The organism is Streptomonospora arabica, from assembly GCF_039531585.1.
Taxonomy (GTDB): domain Bacteria; phylum Actinomycetota; class Actinomycetes; order Streptosporangiales; family Streptosporangiaceae; genus Streptomonospora; species Streptomonospora halophila.
Genome location: NZ_BAAAQI010000002.1, coordinates 101,515 through 120,703, shown reverse-complemented (window position 1 = coordinate 120,703; position 19,189 = coordinate 101,515). Strand labels below are relative to the sequence as shown.

General features: G+C 74.4%; 17 protein-coding genes. 7 read left to right on the top strand and 10 right to left on the bottom strand.

What is annotated here, in order from left to right:
• The first annotated feature begins 119 nt into the window (after positions 1-119).
• Complete coding sequence (locus ABD284_RS03660; protein ID WP_344140894.1) at positions 120-578, top strand: MarR family transcriptional regulator; 459 nt, start codon at positions 120-122, stop codon at positions 576-578.
• Positions 575-1,966 carry an MFS transporter gene (locus tag ABD284_RS03655; protein ID WP_344140893.1) on the top strand — a complete coding sequence of 464 codons (1,392 nt, stop codon included), beginning with the start codon at positions 575-577 and terminating at the stop codon, positions 1,964-1,966. Before ABD284_RS03660 ends, ABD284_RS03655 begins: the two co-directional genes overlap by 4 nt.
• 58 nt (positions 1,967-2,024) lie before the next feature.
• On the opposite strand, the gene ABD284_RS03650 is transcribed toward ABD284_RS03655, so the two are convergent.
• The 5 genes from ABD284_RS03650 to ABD284_RS03630 form a co-directional block, all read right to left on the bottom strand.
• Positions 2,025-2,342, bottom strand: a complete 318-nt coding sequence (locus tag ABD284_RS03650) for a DUF4387 family protein (protein WP_344140892.1) — start codon at positions 2,340-2,342, stop codon at positions 2,025-2,027.
• A complete protein-coding gene (locus ABD284_RS03645) occupies positions 2,335-3,711 on the bottom strand; it encodes an acyclic terpene utilization AtuA family protein (RefSeq protein WP_344140891.1) in 1,377 nt (458 codons plus the stop codon). Before ABD284_RS03645 ends, ABD284_RS03650 begins: the two co-directional genes overlap by 8 nt.
• A gap of 31 nt (positions 3,712-3,742) precedes the next feature.
• Positions 3,743-5,392 (bottom strand): FAD-binding dehydrogenase, encoded by a 1,650-nt coding sequence (locus tag ABD284_RS03640; protein WP_344140890.1) that lies wholly within the window; start codon positions 5,390-5,392, stop codon positions 3,743-3,745.
• A gap of 88 nt (positions 5,393-5,480) precedes the next feature.
• On the bottom strand, positions 5,481-6,434 hold the full coding sequence (locus ABD284_RS03635) for an NAD(P)-dependent oxidoreductase (RefSeq protein WP_344140889.1): 954 nt from the start codon (positions 6,432-6,434) through the stop codon (positions 5,481-5,483).
• A gap of 7 nt (positions 6,435-6,441) precedes the next feature.
• Positions 6,442-7,719 (bottom strand): MFS transporter, encoded by a 1,278-nt coding sequence (locus ABD284_RS03630; protein WP_344140888.1) that lies wholly within the window; start codon positions 7,717-7,719, stop codon positions 6,442-6,444.
• Positions 7,720-7,846: 127 nt separating this feature from the next.
• Between ABD284_RS03630 and ABD284_RS03625 the strand changes: the two genes are divergently transcribed.
• The 3 genes from ABD284_RS03625 (at position 7,847) to ABD284_RS03615 (ending at position 10,983) form a co-directional block, all read left to right on the top strand.
• A complete protein-coding gene (locus ABD284_RS03625; protein WP_344140887.1) occupies positions 7,847-8,581 on the top strand; it encodes a GntR family transcriptional regulator in 735 nt (244 codons plus the stop codon).
• A 112-nt stretch (positions 8,582-8,693) separates the two neighbouring features.
• Positions 8,694-9,623: a LysR family transcriptional regulator gene (locus ABD284_RS03620; RefSeq protein ID WP_344140886.1), complete on the top strand. Its 930-nt coding sequence runs from the start codon at positions 8,694-8,696 to the stop codon at positions 9,621-9,623.
• 193 nt (positions 9,624-9,816) lie between these two features.
• On the top strand, positions 9,817-10,983 hold the full coding sequence (locus ABD284_RS03615; protein ID WP_344140884.1) for an NAD-dependent formate dehydrogenase: 1,167 nt from the start codon (positions 9,817-9,819) through the stop codon (positions 10,981-10,983).
• Positions 10,984-11,060: 77 nt separating this feature from the next.
• On the opposite strand, the gene ABD284_RS03610 is transcribed toward ABD284_RS03615, so the two are convergent.
• Positions 11,061-12,317, bottom strand: coding sequence for an NAD(P)/FAD-dependent oxidoreductase (locus tag ABD284_RS03610; protein ID WP_344140883.1), 1,257 nt, complete (start codon positions 12,315-12,317; stop codon positions 11,061-11,063).
• Positions 12,318-12,377: 60 nt separating this feature from the next.
• Positions 12,378-13,628 (bottom strand): M24 family metallopeptidase, encoded by a 1,251-nt coding sequence (locus ABD284_RS03605; protein WP_344140882.1) that lies wholly within the window; start codon positions 13,626-13,628, stop codon positions 12,378-12,380.
• Between the two features lie 181 nt (positions 13,629-13,809).
• On the opposite strand from ABD284_RS03605, the gene ABD284_RS03600 reads away from it, so the two are divergent.
• Entirely contained in the window at positions 13,810-15,153 is a 1,344-nt protein-coding gene (locus tag ABD284_RS03600) for an NAD(P)-binding domain-containing protein (RefSeq protein WP_344140881.1), read from the top strand.
• Positions 15,154-15,460: 307 nt separating this feature from the next.
• On the opposite strand, the gene ABD284_RS03595 is transcribed toward ABD284_RS03600, so the two are convergent.
• The 3 genes from ABD284_RS03595 to ABD284_RS03585 all read right to left on the bottom strand — a co-directional run bounded on the left by ABD284_RS03595 (position 15,461) and on the right by ABD284_RS03585 (position 17,655).
• On the bottom strand, positions 15,461-16,330 hold the full coding sequence (locus ABD284_RS03595; RefSeq protein ID WP_344140880.1) for a cytochrome c biogenesis CcdA family protein: 870 nt from the start codon (positions 16,328-16,330) through the stop codon (positions 15,461-15,463).
• Between the two features lie 4 nt (positions 16,331-16,334).
• Positions 16,335-16,907 carry a redoxin domain-containing protein gene (locus ABD284_RS03590; protein WP_344140879.1) on the bottom strand — a complete coding sequence of 191 codons (573 nt, stop codon included), beginning with the start codon at positions 16,905-16,907 and terminating at the stop codon, positions 16,335-16,337.
• 124 nt (positions 16,908-17,031) lie between these two features.
• Complete coding sequence (locus tag ABD284_RS03585; protein ID WP_344140878.1) at positions 17,032-17,655, bottom strand: CDP-alcohol phosphatidyltransferase family protein; 624 nt, start codon at positions 17,653-17,655, stop codon at positions 17,032-17,034.
• Positions 17,656-18,197: 542 nt separating this feature from the next.
• Here ABD284_RS03585 and ABD284_RS03580 point away from each other — a divergent pair.
• Positions 18,198-19,133: a CPBP family intramembrane glutamic endopeptidase gene (locus tag ABD284_RS03580; RefSeq protein ID WP_344140877.1), complete on the top strand. Its 936-nt coding sequence runs from the start codon at positions 18,198-18,200 to the stop codon at positions 19,131-19,133.
• The last annotated feature ends 56 nt before the right edge of the window (positions 19,134-19,189 follow it).

The window sequence follows — 19,189 nt, the reverse complement described above, 5'->3', positions numbered from 1 at the left end:
CCGCATACCCTCCGCTGTTCCGTGGGCGGGCCGGGACGCGGTCCGGCGGCCGCCCGCGACGCCGGAGAATTTCGACACATAAAGGTGCACACCTTAGGGTGTCGATTTAGGCTGAGTTCATGAACGACACGGAAGACACCATCAGCGAGACAGCGGAGCAGGCCGCCGCCGACGTGTGGGTGGTGGCCGGCCGGCTGCGCCGCCGACTGCGCTCCCTCGAAGGCGTCGACGGAGGCGGCGACCTCTCGGCTGCACAGGCGTCCGTCCTGCGCCGCCTGGTCAAGCAGGGGCCGGCCTCCGCCAGCGCGTTGGCGGCGGCCGAGGGCGTCCGACCGCAGTCGATCGCCAAGATCGTCGTCGTCCTGGAGGACGCGGGCCTCGTCGAGCGCGCCCCCGACCCCGATGACGGCCGGCGCCTGGTGGTCAGCCTGACCGAGGCGGGGCGCGAGTACCGGCAGGACGACCGGCGGGCCAGGCAGGCGTGGCTGGCCCGAGCACTGCAGGAGCACGGCGACGACGAGGAGATCCGGGCCGTGGTCACGGCCATGGCCCTGCTCGACCGCGTGGCCCGGGCGTGAGGAGGTTCCTGCGGCGCCTGCGCCGGGGACGGACCACTGTTCCCGAAAGCTTCGACTACCGCCTGGTCACACCGATGGTGCTGGGTTCGATCCTGAACCCGATCAACTCGTCGATGCTCGCGGTGGCGCTGATCCCGATCGGGCGGGCCTTCGACGCGCCGCCCGCGCAGACCGCGTGGCTGGTCACCGGCCTCTACCTCGCCACGGCCGTGGGCCAGCCGGTCATCGGCCGGCTCGTCGACGCGTTCGGGCCGCGCCGGCTCTACCTCGCGGGCACGGCGCTGGTCGGGTTCGCCGGCCTGGTGGCCGTGTTCGCGCCCAACCTGTGGGTCCTCGTCGCCACCCGGGTGCTGCTCGGGTTCGGCACGTCGGCGGCGTACCCGGCCTCGATGTCCCTGCTGCGCACCGAGGCCGACCGCACCGGCGTGCACAGCCCCAGCCGCATCCTGGCCACGCTCACGGTCTCCAACCAGATCGTCACGGTCGCCGGACCGACCCTCGGCGGCCTGCTGGTCGGGGCGGGCGGTTGGCACCTGATCTTCGCGCTCAACGTCCCGCTGGCGGCGGCCTGCCTCGTCCTGGGCACGCTGCGCCTGCCCGCGGGCGGCGCCGTGCCCTCCGGCGTGCGCACCGACGTCCTCGGCATGGTTCTGTTCGCCGGATCGCTCACCGCGCTCATGCTGTTCGTGATGGACCCGGCGGCCGGGCGCTGGTACCTGCCGGCGGTCGGAGCGGCGGCGGGCGCGCTGTTCGTCCGCCGGGAACTCGCCGCCACGCGCCCGTTCATCGACCTGCGGGTCCTCGGCGGCAACCGTCCGCTTCTGGCCACCTACGCCCGGCAGTTCCTCGCCTACACGGTCACCTACACGTTCCTCTACGGCTACAGCCAGTGGCTGCAGGACGGCCGCGGCATCGACCCCGCGTCGGCCGGCCTGCTGCAGTTGCCGATGGCGCTGGCCGCCATCGCGATCACCGTCCCCACGGGCCGGAACGCGAAGGTGCGCGGCAAGCTGGTGGCCGGATCCCTGATCCAGCTCACCGGCTGCGCCTGCCTGCTCCTGCTCACCTCGGACAGCCCGGCCTGGCTGCTGCTCGTGCTCGCCACCGTCTTCGGCGTCCCCCACGGGCTCAACAGCCTGGCCAACCAGAACGCGCTGTATGCGCAGGCCGACCCCGAGCGCATGGGCGCGTCGGCCGGGCTGCTGCGGACCTCCACCTACTTCGGTGCGCTGCTCTCCTCGGCGGTGACCGCCGCGTTCTTCCAGGACGGCGCCACCACCGCCGGAATGCACGGCCTGGCCTGGCCGATGATCGGCGCGGCGGCGCTGTTCCTGGTCGCGAGCGTCGCGGACCGGTCGCTGAACCGCGTCGGCCGCGACGCCACCTGAGCCCGTCCGGGTCCGGCGGCGCCGCGGCCGCACGGGGGAGCCGCCGCGCTCCCGCCGGTCAGGCGCCGGGCGGGACCAGCACGGCCAGCGGCACGTGGTGCTGCCCCCTGTGGACGTCGCGGTCCCGGAGCCCGCCCTGGGCAATGGTGCGGGGGAAGGAGATCTTGACGACGTTGAGCGAGGCGATGCGGAAGAACCGGACCTCCTGCGCCGGAACGCCGTAGAGCCGGGCGACCACCTCCTCGTTCAGGAAGTCGGCGTCGGCGGCCGCGGCATAGCCGTCCGCGTCGCGCATGAACAGCTCCACGGTGACCCAGAACGGGCCGGCGTTCTTCGAGCGGACCTCCAGAGCGAGGTCGCCCAGGGTCTCAGGCATCGGCGGTGGCCTTTCGGTACTCGGTGCGGAACAGGGCCGTCGGGCTCTCGGCGTCGACGGTGTGGTTGAGGACGAACTCGTAGGCCGGCCCCCGTTCGGTCTCGGCGGGGGAGAAGGGGAACGCCAGGCTCGGCAGGTAGTCCATGTCGGCGGTGGGCAGGTGCAGCATGAGCGGGTTGGCGACCTTCGCGACGGCCGTGGCCGTGGCCTGGTCCGACGCGCGGACCAGCAGCATCACGCCGACCTCGCGTGCGGGGCCGGTGGCCGGGTCGCGCTCTTGGAGGACCGCGTTGTGCCCGTAGAGCCGGATGTCCACCGCGTAGTCCGCGGGGTCGAGGCCGAGGGTCCGCCCGACGCGGTCGGTGAGCACCTCGTGCAGCAGCGCGGCCCAGTCCTCGATCCCGGCCAGGAGGTGGGGGTCGCGGATCGCGGAGAAGGACATGGTCTCGTAGCCGCTGAGCCGGGCCCCTTCGAGCTTGATCGTGTGCTGCTCGGCCGGCTCGAACACCGAGCCCTCCACCCGCACGGTCCGGTCGTCGACCGCGCGGTAGGTCGCCGCCGTCACGTCGAGCGTGCCGGCGGGCTCGCGCATCCGGAACGGGTCGGCGGTCTCGTAGAGCATGTGGGCCGCCACCGAGTTCGGGGTGCAGGAGACCGCCGGGTCGAGCGGCTCGATGGTGAAACCGTGGTGGTCGACGGTGGCGAACACGCCTCCGGAGCGCGGGTCGGTGGTGGACTGGCCGCCGCATTCGACGATCTTCGCGGCGTGCCAGGTCGGTCCGGGCGGCATGCCGTGCATCAGCGGGTAGGCGGCCGCGAGGGCGGTGTCGGTGGCGCGCCCGGCCAGGACGACGTCGGCGCCGCCGCGCAAGGCGGCCTCGATCGGTTCGTGGCCCATCATGCCGACGATGTGCGTGCACTCGCGCAGCGTGTCCGGCCGGAGGTCGCCCATCGGCGGCAGCGGGCGGATCGCCCCGGCGGCGAGCCGCCCGCTGAGGTGGTCGGGGTCCTGCTCGCTGTAGACGGCGGCGACGGCCAGGTCGAGCCCGTCCTCGGCGATGATGTCGGCGGTGATGCCGGCGACCCAGTCGACGCCGCTGTCGGTCCCGGCGGTGCCGCAGGAGCCGACGATGAGCGGGATGGACGACCGCGCGGCCGCGTTCAGCAGAATCCGCATGTCGGCGGCGACGGCGGCGCGGGTGGTCTTGGGTGTGCCCGACCCGAGGTAATGGGGTCCGGAGTCGGTGGACCCGCCGTCGATCGCGATGACGTCGGCGCCGAGGGCGAGGCCGCGCTCCACCGTCTCGGGCGGGAACCCCGCCCCCAGCATGCCCGTGGGTACCAGGATGCGCACTGCGGTGTCGTTCACGTGGTCACTCCTTGTCATGGTCGGACGTGGGTCAGCTGGTCGCGGCCGCCGCGGCCCGTCCGGCCGCCCGTCCGGAGAAGAGGCATCCGCCGAGGAACGTGCCCTCAAGCGCGCGGTAGCCGTGGACCCCGCCGCCCCCGAAGCCGCCGGCCTCGCCGGCCGCGTACAGGCCGGGCAGCGGTGTGCCCTCGGCGGTGAGCACCCGCGCGTCGAGGTCGGTCAGCAGGCCGCCCAGCGCCTTGCGGGTGAGAACGTGCAGCCGGACCGCGACGAGGGGGCCGGCCTCCGGGTCGAGCAGCCGGTGCGGAGCGGCGACCCGGGTCAGCCGGTCCCCGCGGTACCGGCGGGCGTTGTGGATGGCGGCGACCTGGGTGTCCTTGGTGAAGGCGTTGCGCATCTCCCGGTCGCGTGCCTCGACCTCGCGCAGGATGTCGGCCGGGTCGAGCAGCGGCGTGTCGGTGAGCGCGTTCATGCCGCGCACCAGGTCGTCGAGCCTGTCGGCGGCGACGAAGTCCTCGCCGTGGCGCTGGAAGGCCGCAACCGGGCCGGGAATGCCGGACCTGATCCTGTTCAGGACCATCCGGACGCTCTTGCCGGTGATGTCGGGGTTCTGCTCGGAGCCGGAGAGGCCGAACTCCTTGCCGATGATCTTCTGCGTCAGCACGAACCAGCTGTGGTCGTGGCCGGTCGAGCGCAGGTGGGCGAGCGTGCCGAGCGTGTCCGAGCCCGGGTACAGCGGTGCGGGCAGCCGGCGCCCGAGCGCGTCGAACCACAGCGACGAGGGCCCCGGAAGAATGCGGATGCCGTGGCCGGGCCACACCGGGTCCCAGTTCTTGACGCCCTCGACGTAGTGCCACATCCGGTCCTGGTTGACCAGGCGGCCTCCGGCGGCCTCGGCGATGCCCAGCATCCGCCCGTCGACGTGGGCGGGCACCCCGGTGACCATCTCCCGGGGAGGCGCGCCGAGGCGCTGCGGCCAGTTCCGGCGCACCTCGGCGTGGTTTCCGCCGATGCCGCCGGAGGCGACGATCACGGCCTGGGCGCTCATCGCGAACTCGCCGGTCGCGGTGCGGTTCGTGGCGGCTCCGCGCGGTGCGTCGTCGTCCGCCAGCACGGTGCCGCGCACTCCCGTCACCGCTCCGCCGGTAACGGTCAGCTCGTCGACGCGGTGCCGGAAGGCCAGCGTGACGCGGCCGCGTTCGGCCGCCTCCCGTACGCGGCGGGCGAAGGGGGCCACGACGCCGGGGCCGGTGCCCCAGGTGATGTGGAAGCGGGGAACCGAGTTGCCGGGGCCCGAGGCGTGGTGGCCCCCGCGCTCAGCCCAGCCGACGACGGGGAAGAAGCGCACGCCGCGTTCGCGCAGCCACGCGCGCTTCTCGCCGGCGGCGAAGCCGACGTAGGCCTCGGCCCAGCGCCGCGGCCACTCGTCCTCCGGCCGGTCGAAGCCGGCGGTGCCCAGCCAGTCCTGGAGTGCCAGGTCGTAGGAGTCCTTGACGCCCATTCGCCGCTGCTCCGGCGAGTCCACGAGGAACAGCCCGCCGAGCGACCAGAACGCCTGGCCGCCGAGGTTGGGCTCGGACTCCTGGTCGAGCAGGATCACGCGGCGCCCGGCGTCGACGAGCTCGGCGGTGGCGACCAGGCCGGCGAGTCCGGCGCCCACGACGACGACGTCCGTCTTCATCGGGTGGCCGCCTTCGGTGCGCGGTCGGCGCGGCGGGAGGGGCGGTGCCCGGGCCGGCCGCCGGGAGGCGGCGGGGTGCGGTCGACGGTCATGTGTGTTCTTCCGTCCCAGAGTGGTCGGTCGGATGGTTGACGGGACTTTCGGGCTCGCCGCGAAGGGCGGCGAGCAGCTCGCGGGCCGCGCCGATCGCGGCCGCCCGGCGGGCGTCGGCGGTCTGGCCGGCCATGTGCGAGTACACGGTGATGCCCGCGACGCCGCGCAGCAGGCTGTCGGGGGGCAGCGGTTCGGTGCCCGTGACGTCGAGCTGCGCGCCGGCGATCCGGCCGGTGGCCACGGCCCGCGCGAGGGCCGCCTCGTCGACGATCGCTCCGCGGGCAGTGTTGACGAGGACCGCCGTCGGTTTCATCGCGGCGAGCGCGTCGGCGCCGATCAGGCGGCGGGTCGCCGGTGTGAGGGCCGTGTGCAGGGAGACGTAGTCCGACTCCCGCAGTAGCTCGGCCAGGCCGACGAAGCGGACCTCGCCTGCGCTCTCGTCGGGGTGTTCCGTCGTGCACAGCACCCGCATGCCGAAGGCCCGCGCGAGCGGAACGACGGCGCGCGCGGCTCGGCCGTAGCCGACCAGGCCGAGGGCCGCCCCGCGCAGCTCGCGGCCGCTTTGGCGCGGCCACAGCCCCTCTTCGACGCCGACCGCCGTGTCGACCAGCCGCCGGGAGGCGGCGAGCAGCAGGCCCATCGTGTACTCGGCGACGGCGTTGCTGTTGATGCCCGGCAGGTTGCTCACCCGGATGCCCAGGCGCGTGGCCGCCCCGACGTCGACGGTGTCGTAGCCGACACCCGCCCGCACGATCGCGCGCAGCGCGGTCGCCCGCTCCAGCACCCGCGCGGTCAGGGGGTTGTTGGCGACGATCGCCCCCTCCACGCCGTCAAGGGCTCCGCCTTCGACGCCCGTGCTGTAGACGACCTCGTGGCCCGCCCCGGTGAGCAGGTCGTGCGCCTCGTCGCCCGGGTGTGCGGAGTCGGTGGTGACCAGGATCTTCGGCATCCGTCCCTCACAGCGCCTTCGTCGCCGGCGCCCGGCGGTTCAGTGCCAGCACGCGCAGCACCACGGCGACCGCGAGCGCGGCGAGCAGTGCGGCGTCGGTCGGCATGAAGCGCCATCCGGTGATGTCAACCATGGCGCCGACCAGCGCCGGGCCGAGGAACCCGCCGCTCATCCAGCCCACCGTGTAGAGGCCGGTGTAGGTGCCGAACGCCCGGGCCGACGGCGCGAGGTTCCACAGGATCACCGCGCCGTTGACCAGGAAGCCTGCGGCGCCTACGACGCCGACGCAGAGGGCGACCACGGCCGCCGCCGGGGTGTTGACCAGCGTGATCATCGTGAGCGAGAGGGCGAACAGCCCCATGCCCATGGCCATCACTCGCAGCCGCCCGATGCGCTCGGACAGCAGCGCCACGGGGAACGCGGCCAGGATGAACGCCACGCCGCTGGGCAGCGTGAGCCCGCCGGCCTCGCCGCGCGAGAGCCCCAGCGCCTCCATCCCATAGGGCGTCATCAGCGACCGGGATGCGGCCCACGCGCAGCCGAACAGCAGGATGGCCAGCAGGACGAGCAGCCTCTCCCGGTTCGGGTCGCGGACGATGTCGGCGAGCATGTCTCGCATCCGCGTCTGGGGCGCGGCGCCTTCCGGGCCCGCGGCCGCGTCCTCGGCGGCGGCCGCCTGGTAGGCGGGCGAGTTGGAGTCGCGTACCCGCCACACGAGCACGGCGGCCGAGACGAGCATCAGCAGGGCCGGTACGGAGAACGACAGCACCGGGTAGGCGTCGACCATGAAGAGGCTGATGAGGGCCGAGACGACGATGGTGAGGCTGGTGGCGGCCTTCACGGCGGCGTTGGCCCTGCTGCGGCGCTCGGGGCGGATGTAGTCCGGCAGCAGCGATTCGGCGATCGGCTTGAAGCTGTTGCACACGAGGGCGTAGGCGAACATCACCGCGATCAGCGCGGGCAGCGACGACGCCAGGGGGATCGTGGCGAACAGCAGCGCCGCGACGGGCATCCCGACGGCCAGGTAGGGGATGCGCCGTCCCCACCGGGTGCGCGTGTTGTCCGAGCGGTTGCCGATCCAGGGCTGGATGAAGATGCCCAGCAGGTTGTCCATGCCCATCAGCAGGCCGATGAGTGCGGCGCTGGCCACGTACTCGCGCAGCAGCGGCGGCACCTGCGCGTCGTAGAAGTTCCACGTCGACTCCTGCGCGAAGACCGCGAGTACGACGAATGCGGTGATCTTGCGTCCCGCCGCCCGGTCGGCGGCGGTGTTCAGTGCCGTCATCGGCGACCTCCCTCACCTGCGGTCGCCTGGGTGTGACGCCGCTCACTACCAGAACAGTAATTTTGCTATAGCAAAAATGTCAAAGGGTGCTTAGGTCGATTGCGACGGATCGGATATGATCGGACGCATGACTCGCGGGCAATTGCGCACGTTGACGGCCGAGACCCTCGCCGACCGCACCTACCGTGCCGTCCACGACGCCATCAGGACCGGGGAGCTGAAGCCCGGCGAGAAGGTCACCGAGCGCGGGCTCGCCGAGCGGCTCTCGGTCAGCCCGACCCCGGTTCGCGAGGCGGTCCGGCGCCTCGAACAGGACGGCCTCCTCGAACGGACCGGGCCTCGGACGGTCGTGGTCTCGGCGATGGAGGACACGGCCATCCAGGAGCTGGCCGAGGTCGAGATCGCGCTGCGGGGCCTGGTCGCGCGCTTCGCCGCACGCCACGCCACGGCCGACCGGCTCGACAACCTCGACGCCATGCTCGACGACGCCGACGACCGCCTCATCGTGATCCAGAAGCGCGCCGGCGACGGCGAGCCGGTCGAGCGGCAGATCAGTGCGCTCTTCGACACGATGCAGCGGTTCAACGACGCCGTCGCCGCCTGCGCCGGCAACCCCGTGCTGGTGCGCCTCCTGGAGCAGACCCGCGTGTTCTCCCGCGAGGAGCGCCGCAGCCGCCTGCTCCGGCAGGCCGCCGTCGACGACCGGTTCGGCCTCGACCGCTATGCGAGCCACCGCGCCCTCGTCCGTGCCCTGCGCGAGGGCGACGCGCAGGCGGCCGAGCAGATCGTGGTGGAGGACGCCCGCGGGGGCCTCGCGGACCTGCGCCGGGCGCCGGGCGACCCGCCGGCCGCCGGGGACTGAGCTCCTCTCCGCGCGCCGGACCGCCCCGCGCCTCGCGTCCGTAAGCCGCCGGTACACGGCGTAGGTCCGGACGCCCGTGGACGCGGGGCGCTCCCGCGGGCGATGCTGGACCGTGCTCCTACGCCAACTCGAATACCTGGTCGCACTGGCCCGCGAGCGCCACTTCGCGCGGGCGGCCGAGGCCTGCCACGTGTCCCAGCCCTCGCTGTCGGCGGGCATCGTCAAGCTCGAACGGGACCTGGGGGTGCCCATCGTGCAGCACGGCCGCAAGTACGCCGGCCTGACCTCCGAGGGCGAGGTGGTCCTGCGCTGGGCGCACCGCATCCTCGCCGAGTCCGACGGCCTGCGCCAGGAGCTGTCGGCCCTTCGCGGCGGGCTGTCGGGTGTGCTGCGCCTGGGCGCGATCCCCACCGCTCTGACCGCCGCCTCGCTGGTCTCCTCCCCCTTCTGCGACCGCCACCCCCACGTGCGCATCGTCATGGAGTCGCTGTCCTCGCGCGAGATCACCCGCCGGATAGGCGAGTTCGAGCTCGACGCGGCCCTGACCTACCTCGACGAGGTCGAGGACCCCGGCGTGCGCGCGCTTCCCCTCTACGAGGAGCGCTACCTCCTGCTGACACCCGACGACGGCCCGCTGGCCGAGCGCTCCAGCGTGCGCTGGGCCGAGGTCGCCGCGCTTCCGCTGTGCCTGCTCGCACCGTGGATGCGCAACCGGCGCATCCTCGACGGGTTCTTCCGCGACGCCGGCGCAACCGTGGTCCCGGCGATCGAGACCGACACCGTCTCGGCGCTCTACGCCCACGTGGCCACCCACCGCTGGTCCAGCGTCATCGCGCACGCCTGGCTGTACATGTTCGGCGTACCCGCGGGCATGCGTGTCGTGCGGCTGGAGGACCCGGCCCGCCTGCCCCGGATCGGGCTGGTCCTCGCCGCGCAGCGCCCGCAGGCGCCGCTGGTGCGGGCCCTCTTGGACGTCGTCCCCCGACTGGACGTGCGGGGCGAGCTGGAACGCGTGCTCCACCGCTACCTCGACCCCTCCTGAGGCCCCGCCCGGCCCCGACCGGTCCGCGCGGCCGCGGTGCACGCGCGGCGTCCTCCGCGCCCGCGGTACGCCCCTCCCGGCGGACGCTGCGCGGATAGCCGGCGCCTATGAGGCCATAGCAGCAATCGTTTTGACCGGGGAGAACGCGCGGACGAGGCTCGAACCACAACACACCGCGACTTTGGAGCCAGCCATGGCGAACGTCCTGTGCGTCCTCTACGACGACCCCGCCGGCGGACACCCCTCCTCCTACGCCCGCGACGGCCTCCCCTCGCTGCCGCACTACCCGGGCGGCCAGACGCTGCCCAGCCCCTCGGCCCTCGACTTCGTCCCCGGGCAGCTCCTCGGCAGCGTCTCCGGCGAGCTGGGGCTGCGCCGGTTTCTGGAGGCGCAGGGCCACACCCTCGTGGTCACCTCCGACAAGGACGGCCCCGACTCGGAGTTCGAGCGGCGGCTGCCCGACGCCGACGTGGTGATCTCCCAGCCGTTCTGGCCCGCCTACCTCACCGCCGACCGCATCGCCAAGGCCCCCAACCTGAAGCTGGCCATCACGGCCGGCATCGGCTCGGACCACGTCGACCTCGACGCCGCCATCCGCCACGGCATCACCGTCGCCGAGGTCACCTACTCCAACAGCATCAGCGTCGCCGAGCACGCGGTGATGATGATCCTGGCGCTGGTCCGCGACTACCTGCCCGCCCACCGCATCGTGCGCGAAGGCGGCTGGGACATCGCCGACGCGGTCGCCCGCTCCTACGACCTGGAGGGCATGCACGTCGGCAGCGTCGCCGCCGGCCGCATCGGCACCGCCATCCTGCGCCGGCTGGCCCCCTTCGACGTGCACCTGCACTACACCGACCGGCACCGGCTGCCGCGGGAGACCGAGGAGGAGCTGGGGCTGACCTACCACCCCAGCGCCGAGGACATGGTGCCCGCCTGCGACGTGGTCACCGTGAACGCGCCGCTGCACCCCGAGACCGAGGCACTGTTCGACGACCGGCTGCTGGCGACCATGAAGCGCGGCTCCTATCTCGTCAACACCGCGCGCGCCCGCATCTGCGACCGCGACGCGATCGTGCGGGCGCTGGAGAGCGGGCGGCTGGCCGGCTACGCGGGCGACGTGTGGTTCCCCCAGCCCGCCGGGCCCGACCACCCCTGGCGCACCATGCCGCACCACGGGATGACCCCGCACGTCTCCGGCACCTCCCTGTCGGCCCAGGCCCGCTATGCCGCCGGCACCCGCGAGATCCTGGAGTCGTGGCTGGCCGGCGGCGCCATCCGCGAGGAGTACCTCATCGTCGACGGGGGCGGCCTGGCCGGCGCCGGAGCCCACTCCTACACCGCGACCGCGCAGGGCTGAGCCCGCCGCCCGCGGCGGATCCCGGGAGCCGCCCCCGGGGGGCCGCCGCGCGGCACCGCGGCACCGCGCCCCGGCGCTCAGCGCAGCGGGTCGAAACGCCGCAGCAGCGCCGGGGAGCGGCCGGTCGCCATGGACTCGGCGAGGAGGCGCCCCGTCAGGGGACCGAGCACGATGCCCCACATGCCGTGCCCGCCCGCGACGTGCACACGCGGCGACGACGACGCGCCGACCAGCGGCAGCCCGTCCGGGGTGCAGGGGCGCGAGCCGACCCACTCCTCCTCGCGGGCGGCGAGGTCCACGCCGGACAGCAGGGGGCGCACCGAGTCGACGATGGTCTGGATGCGCCGCGGATCCAGCGGGGCGTCGGGCGAGCGGAACTCCATCATCCCGGTGATCCGGAAGCGGTCCCCAAGGGGGTTGCAGGCCACCCGCTGGGCCGGGAAGTAGACGGGGCGGGTCGGCATCTCCCGCGGGCGGACGCTGAAGCTGTAGCCGCGCCCCGCCTGGACGCGCATGCGTACGCCGAAGGGCCGCGCCAGGGCCCCCAGCCGGACGCCGCTCGCGAGAACCGCCGCGTCCGCCCGCAGCTCCCGCCCGGACGCGGCGGCAAGCGCGACACCGGACGAGCCGAGGTCGCGCACCGCGGTCACGTCGAACCCCTCGACGATGCGGCCGCCGCGGGCGCGCACGGAGTCGGCCAGCGCGTGCACGAACTCGGGCGGGTTGAGGAAGCGCTGGCCGTGCACGCGCAGGCCGGTGCGCACGTTCGCGCTGAGCGACGGTTCGAGGGCGCGCAGCTCGGCGCCTGTGGCGAGGTCGTAGGAGACCTCGCCGCCCGCGCGGCGCACCGCCGCGAACTCCTCGACGACGTGCCGGCGGTCGTCGGCGGAGGTGCACGCGACCAGGAGCGGGTCGGCGGTCTTGACCGGAGCCGTGATCCCGCCCGCGGCGAGCCGGTCGTAGGCCTCCAGGCTGACCCGGTTGACCTCGTCGAACACGGCCATCGCCCGCTTCCACCGGGCCGGGGCGCAGTTGCGGGCGAACGCGGCCAGGAAGGCCCACAGCCGCCGGTCGGGTGTCAGCGGCACGGAGACCGGCGACGACCGGTCGAGCAGCGACGTGAGCCCGCTGCGCAAGAGGGCGGGCTCGGGCAGCGGCAGCGTGAACGCCGGGGCCAGCAGTCCCGCATTGCCCCAGGACGCCTCCGCCGCCGTCCCCGTCCGGTCGAGGACGGTCACCCCGACGCCGTGCTCCTGAAGGAACCACGCCGTCGAAAGTCCGACCATGCCCGCTCCGACGACCGCCACGTGCTCCGGCCCTGACACTGCGCTCACCTCACGTCCCTGCTCTCGGGTGTCCGGCACCGACGGTTCCCTGCCGGGGAGCGCCGCCCATCAGCGGACCTCGGCGACGTCGGCCGGGCCGGGCGTGAGCACCCGGGCGCCCTGCTCCTCCACCGCGAAGGTCTGGCTGAGGCCCACGCCGGAGCGGCCGAACGAGCGGAACGACGCCGGGATGTGGAAGACCATCCCGCTTTGCAGGGGCTCGTGGTTGCCCCGGGCGATGTGGAAGGGGGCGCCGTCCATCCAGTGCGGCTTGTGCGCCAGCCCGACCGGGTAGCCGAAGAGGCCGTGGAACACCACGTCGCCGGGCAGCCGGCCGACGGCCCTCCACGCGTGCTCGGCGACCTCGGAACACGGCACCCCCGGCTTGGCGGCCTCCAGCACCGCGGCGAGCGCGGTGCGGGACAGATCCGCCAGGCGCCGGTCGCCGGGGGAGAGCCCGCCCAGCACCAGCGTGCGCATGACCGGCGCGTGGTAGCGCTGGTGGGCGCCGGAGAACTCCAGGAAGGTCGGTCCCGGGGCCAGCCGGCGTCCCACCCAGCTCGAATGCGGAATGCCCGCCCGGTTCCCGGTGGCCACCACCGGCCCCCACGCCGAGGGCGAGTCGGCGCGCTCGAACAGCGCCCCGGCGATCGCGGCGGCGACCGAGGAGTCCGTGGCCTCCGGCCTGCGGGCCTCGGCGACGGCCGCGTCGGTGCCCGCGGCGGTGGCCGAGGCGGCCTGCTCGACGCAGCCGATCTCCGCCGCGGAAAGCACCAGCCGGACCCGCTCCACCAGATGGTCGGGGTGGACGACGCCGACCTCCCGCGCCCGCAGGATCTCCACCGCCTGCGGCGGGGTGGAGGCGTGCCCCACCTCGACGCCCACGCGCGCTCCCGTCCCGAGTCCTGCAACCGCGTCGTCGAGGAAGGTTCTGAGGCTGACCAGCGCGTCGGTGTAGCCGCAGAAGCGGACGCTCCCCACGCGGGAGGTGGCCAGGGCCCGGCCGACCTCCAGGTCGGGCACGTAGAGGCGGGTGTCGGACTCGGTGACCAGCAGGGGCTGGGGCGCCGTCTCCGCCGTGTGGTAGCCGCACAGGTACTCGACGCTTGAGGGCCGGAACACCAGCAGGGCGTCCAGCCCGGCGCCGGCCATCCGGGAGCGGACCTCGTCCAGCCGCGCGCGGTACTCGCCGGCGGTGAACGGGCCCGGTTCGGCCCCGGCGACGGTCGCGGCGGCCTCGGGGGTGAGCCATTCCGGCGCGGCCCCCGAGGCGAGTCCGGCGACGTCCGGCTGGGGTGGTGAATGCTGGTCGCGGCCCATCCCGGTCCTCTTTCCCTGTGGAGTGCGCCCGGCGAATCCGTTCGCGCCGTCCTTCGCCGACTGCTTCGGCAGTCTAGGTTCCGGATTTCCTTCGGGTCACCACGCGGTCGAGCGGTTGCATTAATAGATCGACCTCTATATATTTCCCTTGGATCGACGTAAATCGATGAAGGGGTGCGTGATGGCTGATCGGCTTCCGGTCGCGGTGATCGGTGCGGGACCGGTGGGGCTGGCCGCGGCGGCCGAGGTGGAGCGGCGCGGCCTGCCCGCGGTGGTGCTGGAGAAGGGTGCCGAAGCGGGTGCGGCCGTGCGCGAATGGGGGCATGTGCGCCTGTTCTCGTCCTGGCGGGACCTGGTGTCGCCGGCCGCGGAGAAGCTGCTGGCCGCCGGCGGGTGGACGCGGCCGGACGAGGACGCCTACCCCACCGGCGCCGAATGGGCGCAGGAGTACTTGCGGCCGCTGGCCGCCGCGCTGGGGGAGCGGGTGCGCTTCGGTGCGGGGGTCGTCGGGGTGAGCCGTCTCGGTCGGGGCCGGGTCGTGGACGCGGGGCGGGAGGAGCAGCCGTTCACCGTGCGGGTGCGCACCTCCGCCGGCGAGGAGCGGATGCTCGCCCGTGCGGTGGTCGACGCCTCGGGCACCTGGGGCTCGCCCGGCCCGCTGGGCGGCGACGGGCTGCCGGCACTCGGCGAGTCCGCGGCCGCCGGCCGGGTCTCCTACCGCATCCCCGACCTGGCCGACGCCGACGTGCGCGCACGCTACGCGGGCCGCCGCACGGCCGTGGTGGGCAGTGGCCACTCCGCGCTGACGGCGCTCGTCGCGCTGGCCGGGCTCGCTGAGGAGGCTCCGGGCACCCGCGCGGTGTGGGTGCTGCGCCGCGGCGAGGTGGGCGACGCCTTCGGCGGTGGGGACGCCGACCAGCTCGCCGCCCGCGGAGCGCTGGGCCGGCGCGCGCAGAAGGCCGTCCGGGCCGGGAGCGTCGAGGTGGTGACGGGTTTCCGCACCGCCGAGGTGCGCCACGAGGACGGCGGTGCGGTGCTGGTCGACGACGGCGGCCGGGCCCTCGACCCCGTCGGCGAGGTCGTTGCGCTGACCGGGTTCCGCCCCGACCTGGCGCCGCTGTCGGAGATCCGCCTGGGGCTGGACGCCACGCTGGAGGCGCCGGTGGCGCTGGCGCCGCTGATCGACCCCAACGTGCACTCGTGCGGCACCGTCTACCCGCACGGCGCCGCGGAGCTGTCCCACCCCGAGCCCGGGTTCTACCTGGCCGGGATGAAGGCCTACGGCCGCGCGCCGACGTTCCTCGCGCTGACGGGTTACGAGCAGGTGCGCAGCATCGCCGCCGCGCTCGCCGGGGACCACGAGGGGGCCGCGCGGGTGGAGCTTACGCTGCCCGAGACCGGCGTCTGCCAGGGATCGGGGCTCGCCGACGCGGACGCCGGCGAGGAGGAGGCCGCGGGCGGCTGCTGCGGCCCGGCCCCGCAGGCGGTCGAGCTGACGCGCCCGCCCCTCGCCGTCCTGGAGTGAGCCGACGGCCCCCCTTTCCCAGCGCAGCCCGCGGTTCGCCGCCGCCGTCCGGGGCCGGGCGGTGAATCCCGTGTGCTGCACCGAGGCAGGCGTCCGCGTGCACGTGGGGCGTGGGGTCAACGGGCGCAGTGGAGGTCGGTCGCGGTGGTCGTCCGGGCCCGGAACTCCTCGCGCGTGCCGACGTCGTGCCTGATGCCCCTCGGCGTGCTGATCGGGGTCGCGGCCACGCCGGTCGGGGCGAGCCCGGTACGGGCGGGGCCGCGGGCGGAACAGGGGACAGCCGAGGCGCCCCGCTCCGAGGCGCCGCTCATCCGCGGCCCGCGTCCGTACGTGACCGTCGGCGCAGCGTCGCTCCGGCGACGGCGGCCGCGGCCAGACCCGCCAGAACGGCCAGCAGCGGAACAGGCCCGACCTGCTCCAGCGCCCGGACCAGCGCCGACTGGACGCCGACGGCGGCTGAAACCACGGGGTCGGAGGCCGCCTGCCCCGACAGGACCCGCAGCTCGAACCAGCCGTAGTAGGACACATAGGCCCCGGCGGGAACGAGCAGCGCTCCGCCGGCGCGGTTCACGTACGGCAGCACCCGGCGCATACGTGCGGCGATCCCGTCGCGGGCCAGAGCGGTCGCCACCGTCAGTACCGCCACGACCAGGGCCATGCCGGCGGTGTAGGCGAGGAACACGCCCACCGCGCCGGCCGCGCCGCCTGTGGTGGCCGCGGTGGTCGTCACCGCCAGGAACGGGGCGACGGTGCACGACAGCGACGCGGTGGCATAGGCGGTGCCGTAGGCCGCGGCCCAGCGCAGCGAGCGGGTCGCCCGGCCGGGTGCGGGCGCGCGGAGCCCGGGCAGAGCGAGCCGCCTGCCGCTGAGCAGCCAGACGCCCAGAACGACCAGGACCGCGCCGATGACGACGGTCGCCCAGGGCAGGTAGCGCTCCAGCGACAGCGCGAGCGGCGTGGCGACCAGCGCGAACAGGCCGAACACCGCGACGAAGCCGCCGGACATGGCGGCGGTGGTGGCCAAGGCGCGCCCGAGGGCGGCCGCCCGCCCGGCCGGCGCGTCGGGGGACGCGGCCACCAGCAGCGCCACATAGCCGGGCAGCAGCGCGAAACCGCACGGGTTGAGTACCGCGAGCATCCCGGCGGCCAGGGCGATCGCGAAGGGGAGCTGCTCCACCGGCTCAGCCCAGCACCTCGGAGGCGACGCGCTTGTCGATCTCCTGCTCGCTCATCGTGCCCGTGTAGGTGAGGAAGCTCCCCGAGGAGCGCAGGAACGAGAAGGAGGGCTGCGTGGTCACCTCGAACCCCGACCAGATGGAACCGTCGCCGTCGATGATGTGGCGCATGCCTCCGGTGCCGGTGGCGTCGACGAACTCCTTCATGGCGGCGGGCTCTCCTTGGCCGGCGACACCGATGAACTCCACCTCGCCCGCATAGCGCTCGGCGGTCTCGGCGACGCCGGGCGCCTCGCCCCGGCACACCGTGCACCAGGGCGCCCAGAACCACAGGACCACCGGTTCGCCCACCAGGTCGGCGCCGTCGATCTCGCCGCCGCCGACAGCGGGCGCGGTGAAGTCGAAGGCGGTCGGCGCACCCTGGCCGCCTCCGCCCTGCCCGGTGTCCGCGCCGGGGGAGGAGGAGTCCGGGCCGCCCGCGGGTTCGCCTCCGCCGTCGTCGGAGGGGACGGCCCCGCATCCAGCCACGAGCACGGCGGCCGCCGCGGCGGCGAGTGCGGGGGAAAGGGCACCTCTCATGGTCACCTCGGCTGCTCGTCGACGTTGTGATCCCCGGATGCCGCAGCCGCGAGGGCCTGCCCACGCGCGCCGGCGGCCGGGTCCTTCAGTCTCCATTCGGAGCCGCCGGCTCCGGGGCGACGTGTCAGTCCCCGGACATTTCCGCGAAGCGGCCCGCGCCGGCCCGCGCCGGCCCGCGCCGGCCCGCGCGGGCGCGCAGGAGTCCGCGGGCGACGACGGTCGCCGGGTGGACGCCGCGGACGCGGGGGACCTCCACCATCCGACCGCGCGCGAACGCGGCCGCGGTCACACCGGCCGCCGGCAGCAGCCAGGCGGTGATCAGGGCGCCGCGCCAGCGCGGGTCCGGTTCGTGGCGCAGGGCGTAGGCGATCCACAAGGAGGCGTCGGCGAGGGCGTCGGCGTAGGCGCCGAAGGGCGAGGCCGTGCCCGTGCTGCGGGCCAGGCGCCCGTCGGCGACGTCGGTGGCCAGGGCGAGCGGGCCGGTCCAGGCGCCTCGCGCCAGTGCGGGCAGGTTGGCGCGCAGCGGCGTGAGGGCGTCGGCCGCGCTCAGCCCGGCGCGGGCCTCCAGCAGGCCCAGGTGCGTCATCGCCGGCAGCCGGCAGGCGACCGCGCGGACGCGCCCCCGCCTGTCGCGGGCCCCGTACAGCACCACCGCGTGCAGGGCGGTGGTCTGGGCGGCCGCGCGGCCTCGCGCACCGACCAGGCGGCGGCGCGGGCCCAGAAGGCGGCCCAGGCGCCGGGTCTCCACCTCCCCTGCCGCAGCCCGGCGAGCAGGGCGTCGGTCCTGCGCCTGCTGGAGCCCGCTTGTGCACTCTGGCGGATCGGGGCGGATCCGTGGTCGGTCGGCAACGTCTGCCCTCGCCAAGCGGTGTGTCGGCAGCGCCCCGGTCCGGGCGGCGCAGGGCGTCTCCACCCTAGGGGAGCGGTGGGCGGTGAACACGGGGCCGCCCTCCTCCCGACGGCCCGTACCGCGTCCCGCTCCCGTCGGGGAACGCGCCGCCCGGCTCGCTGGGCGGTTCCCGACGGGGCTCGGGCCGGAGGAGCGGGCCCGGTCGGCGGCCCTCGGCGAGCGTCCCGGGCAAGGCGGCTGCATGCTCCCGGTCGGTCGGCGGCGCCAAGTGCTCCCCGGCGGCGGCCGGTCGCCGCGGGATGGCGGTGGCCGGGGTGTCCCCCGCCAGAGCTACTCCATGTGTCCTCCAGGAGGTGATGCCCCGCGTCGCCGCCGCTTTCTAGCATTTCCCCTGTTACAGCGGCGAACGAGCCGACGGCGGCCGAATAGTGGAGGAACCCGTGTCCCGAGAATCCCTGCGGAGTTGGAACCGTTTGTTCTCCCAGACGCCGCCCGAGCCGCGGCGCCGCGTTCGGTCCGCCTGGGTGCGCCTGGCGGCGATGACGGTGCTGTTCCTCCTGGTCATGGTCGTCGCGGCCGGAGTGCGGGCCGCCGCGGGGCACACCCCCGTCCTTTCGCTGCTTGCGGGCGCCGCGGTCGCGGTCGGAGGGATCGCCGTCTACGCGGCGGTCGTGCGGGCCATGGAGCAGCGCGCCGTAACGGAGCTGGATCCGGCCACCGCGACGTCCGAATTGGGCAAGGGGTTCCTCATCGGGCTCGGCCTCTTCACCGCCACGATCGCGCTCATCTCGATGTTCGGCGGGTACAGCACCGCGGGCGGCGGGTCGTTCGGCGGGATGGCGGCCGTGCTCGGACTGATGGCGGGCGTCGCGGTCACGGAGGAGCTGCTGTTCCGGGGCGTCGTCTTCCGCCTTCTGGAGGAGCTCGGCGGAACCACCGCCGCACTCGTCGTCTCGGCGGTGCTGTTCGGGTCCATCCACCTGGTCAACCCGGGCGCCACCGTGTGGGGTGCCGTCGCCATCGCCGTCGAGGCGGGGCTGATGCTCGGTGCGGCCTATGTCGCGACGCGCAACCTCTGGGTGCCGATCGGTCTGCACCTGGCGTGGAACTTCGCCTCACGGGGGATCTACGGTGCCACCGTCTCCGGTGATGATGCCACTCCCACGGGTCTGGTCCAGGGGGTCTTCTCCGGACCCGCCGCGCTCACGGGAGGCGGCTTCGGCCCCGAAGCCAGCGTGTTCGCCATCCTCGTCTGCGCCGTGCCCACGGTCCTGTTCCTGCGGGCCGCGAAGCGGCGGGACCGCCTGCACACCCGCCGGACCACGGCGACCACGACGTCCGCCGCCGCAGTGAGCGGGGACGCGGCGGGCCGATGAGCCCGGTGGAGCCGAGACGGGCGGCCGGTACGCGCAGCGACCCGGCCGCCGCACCG

Coding starts and splice junctions, on each gene's coding strand:
- ABD284_RS03660 (WP_344140894.1), top strand. CDS start 120: ATGAACGACACGGAAGACACCATCAGCGAGACAGCGGAGCAGGCCGCC.
- ABD284_RS03650 (WP_344140892.1), bottom strand. CDS start 2,342: ATGCCTGAGACCCTGGGCGACCTCGCTCTGGAGGTCCGCTCGAAGAAC.
- ABD284_RS03640 (WP_344140890.1), bottom strand. CDS start 5,392: ATGAAGACGGACGTCGTCGTCGTGGGCGCCGGACTCGCCGGCCTGGTC.
- ABD284_RS03635 (WP_344140889.1), bottom strand. CDS start 6,434: ATGCCGAAGATCCTGGTCACCACCGACTCCGCACACCCGGGCGACGAG.
- ABD284_RS03630 (WP_344140888.1), bottom strand. CDS start 7,719: ATGACGGCACTGAACACCGCCGCCGACCGGGCGGCGGGACGCAAGATC.
- ABD284_RS03625 (WP_344140887.1), top strand. CDS start 7,847: ATGACTCGCGGGCAATTGCGCACGTTGACGGCCGAGACCCTCGCCGAC.
- ABD284_RS03615 (WP_344140884.1), top strand. CDS start 9,817: ATGGCGAACGTCCTGTGCGTCCTCTACGACGACCCCGCCGGCGGACAC.
- ABD284_RS03605 (WP_344140882.1), bottom strand. CDS start 13,628: ATGGGCCGCGACCAGCATTCACCACCCCAGCCGGACGTCGCCGGACTC.
- ABD284_RS03600 (WP_344140881.1), top strand. CDS start 13,810: ATGGCTGATCGGCTTCCGGTCGCGGTGATCGGTGCGGGACCGGTGGGG.
- ABD284_RS03590 (WP_344140879.1), bottom strand. CDS start 16,907: ATGAGAGGTGCCCTTTCCCCCGCACTCGCCGCCGCGGCGGCCGCCGTG.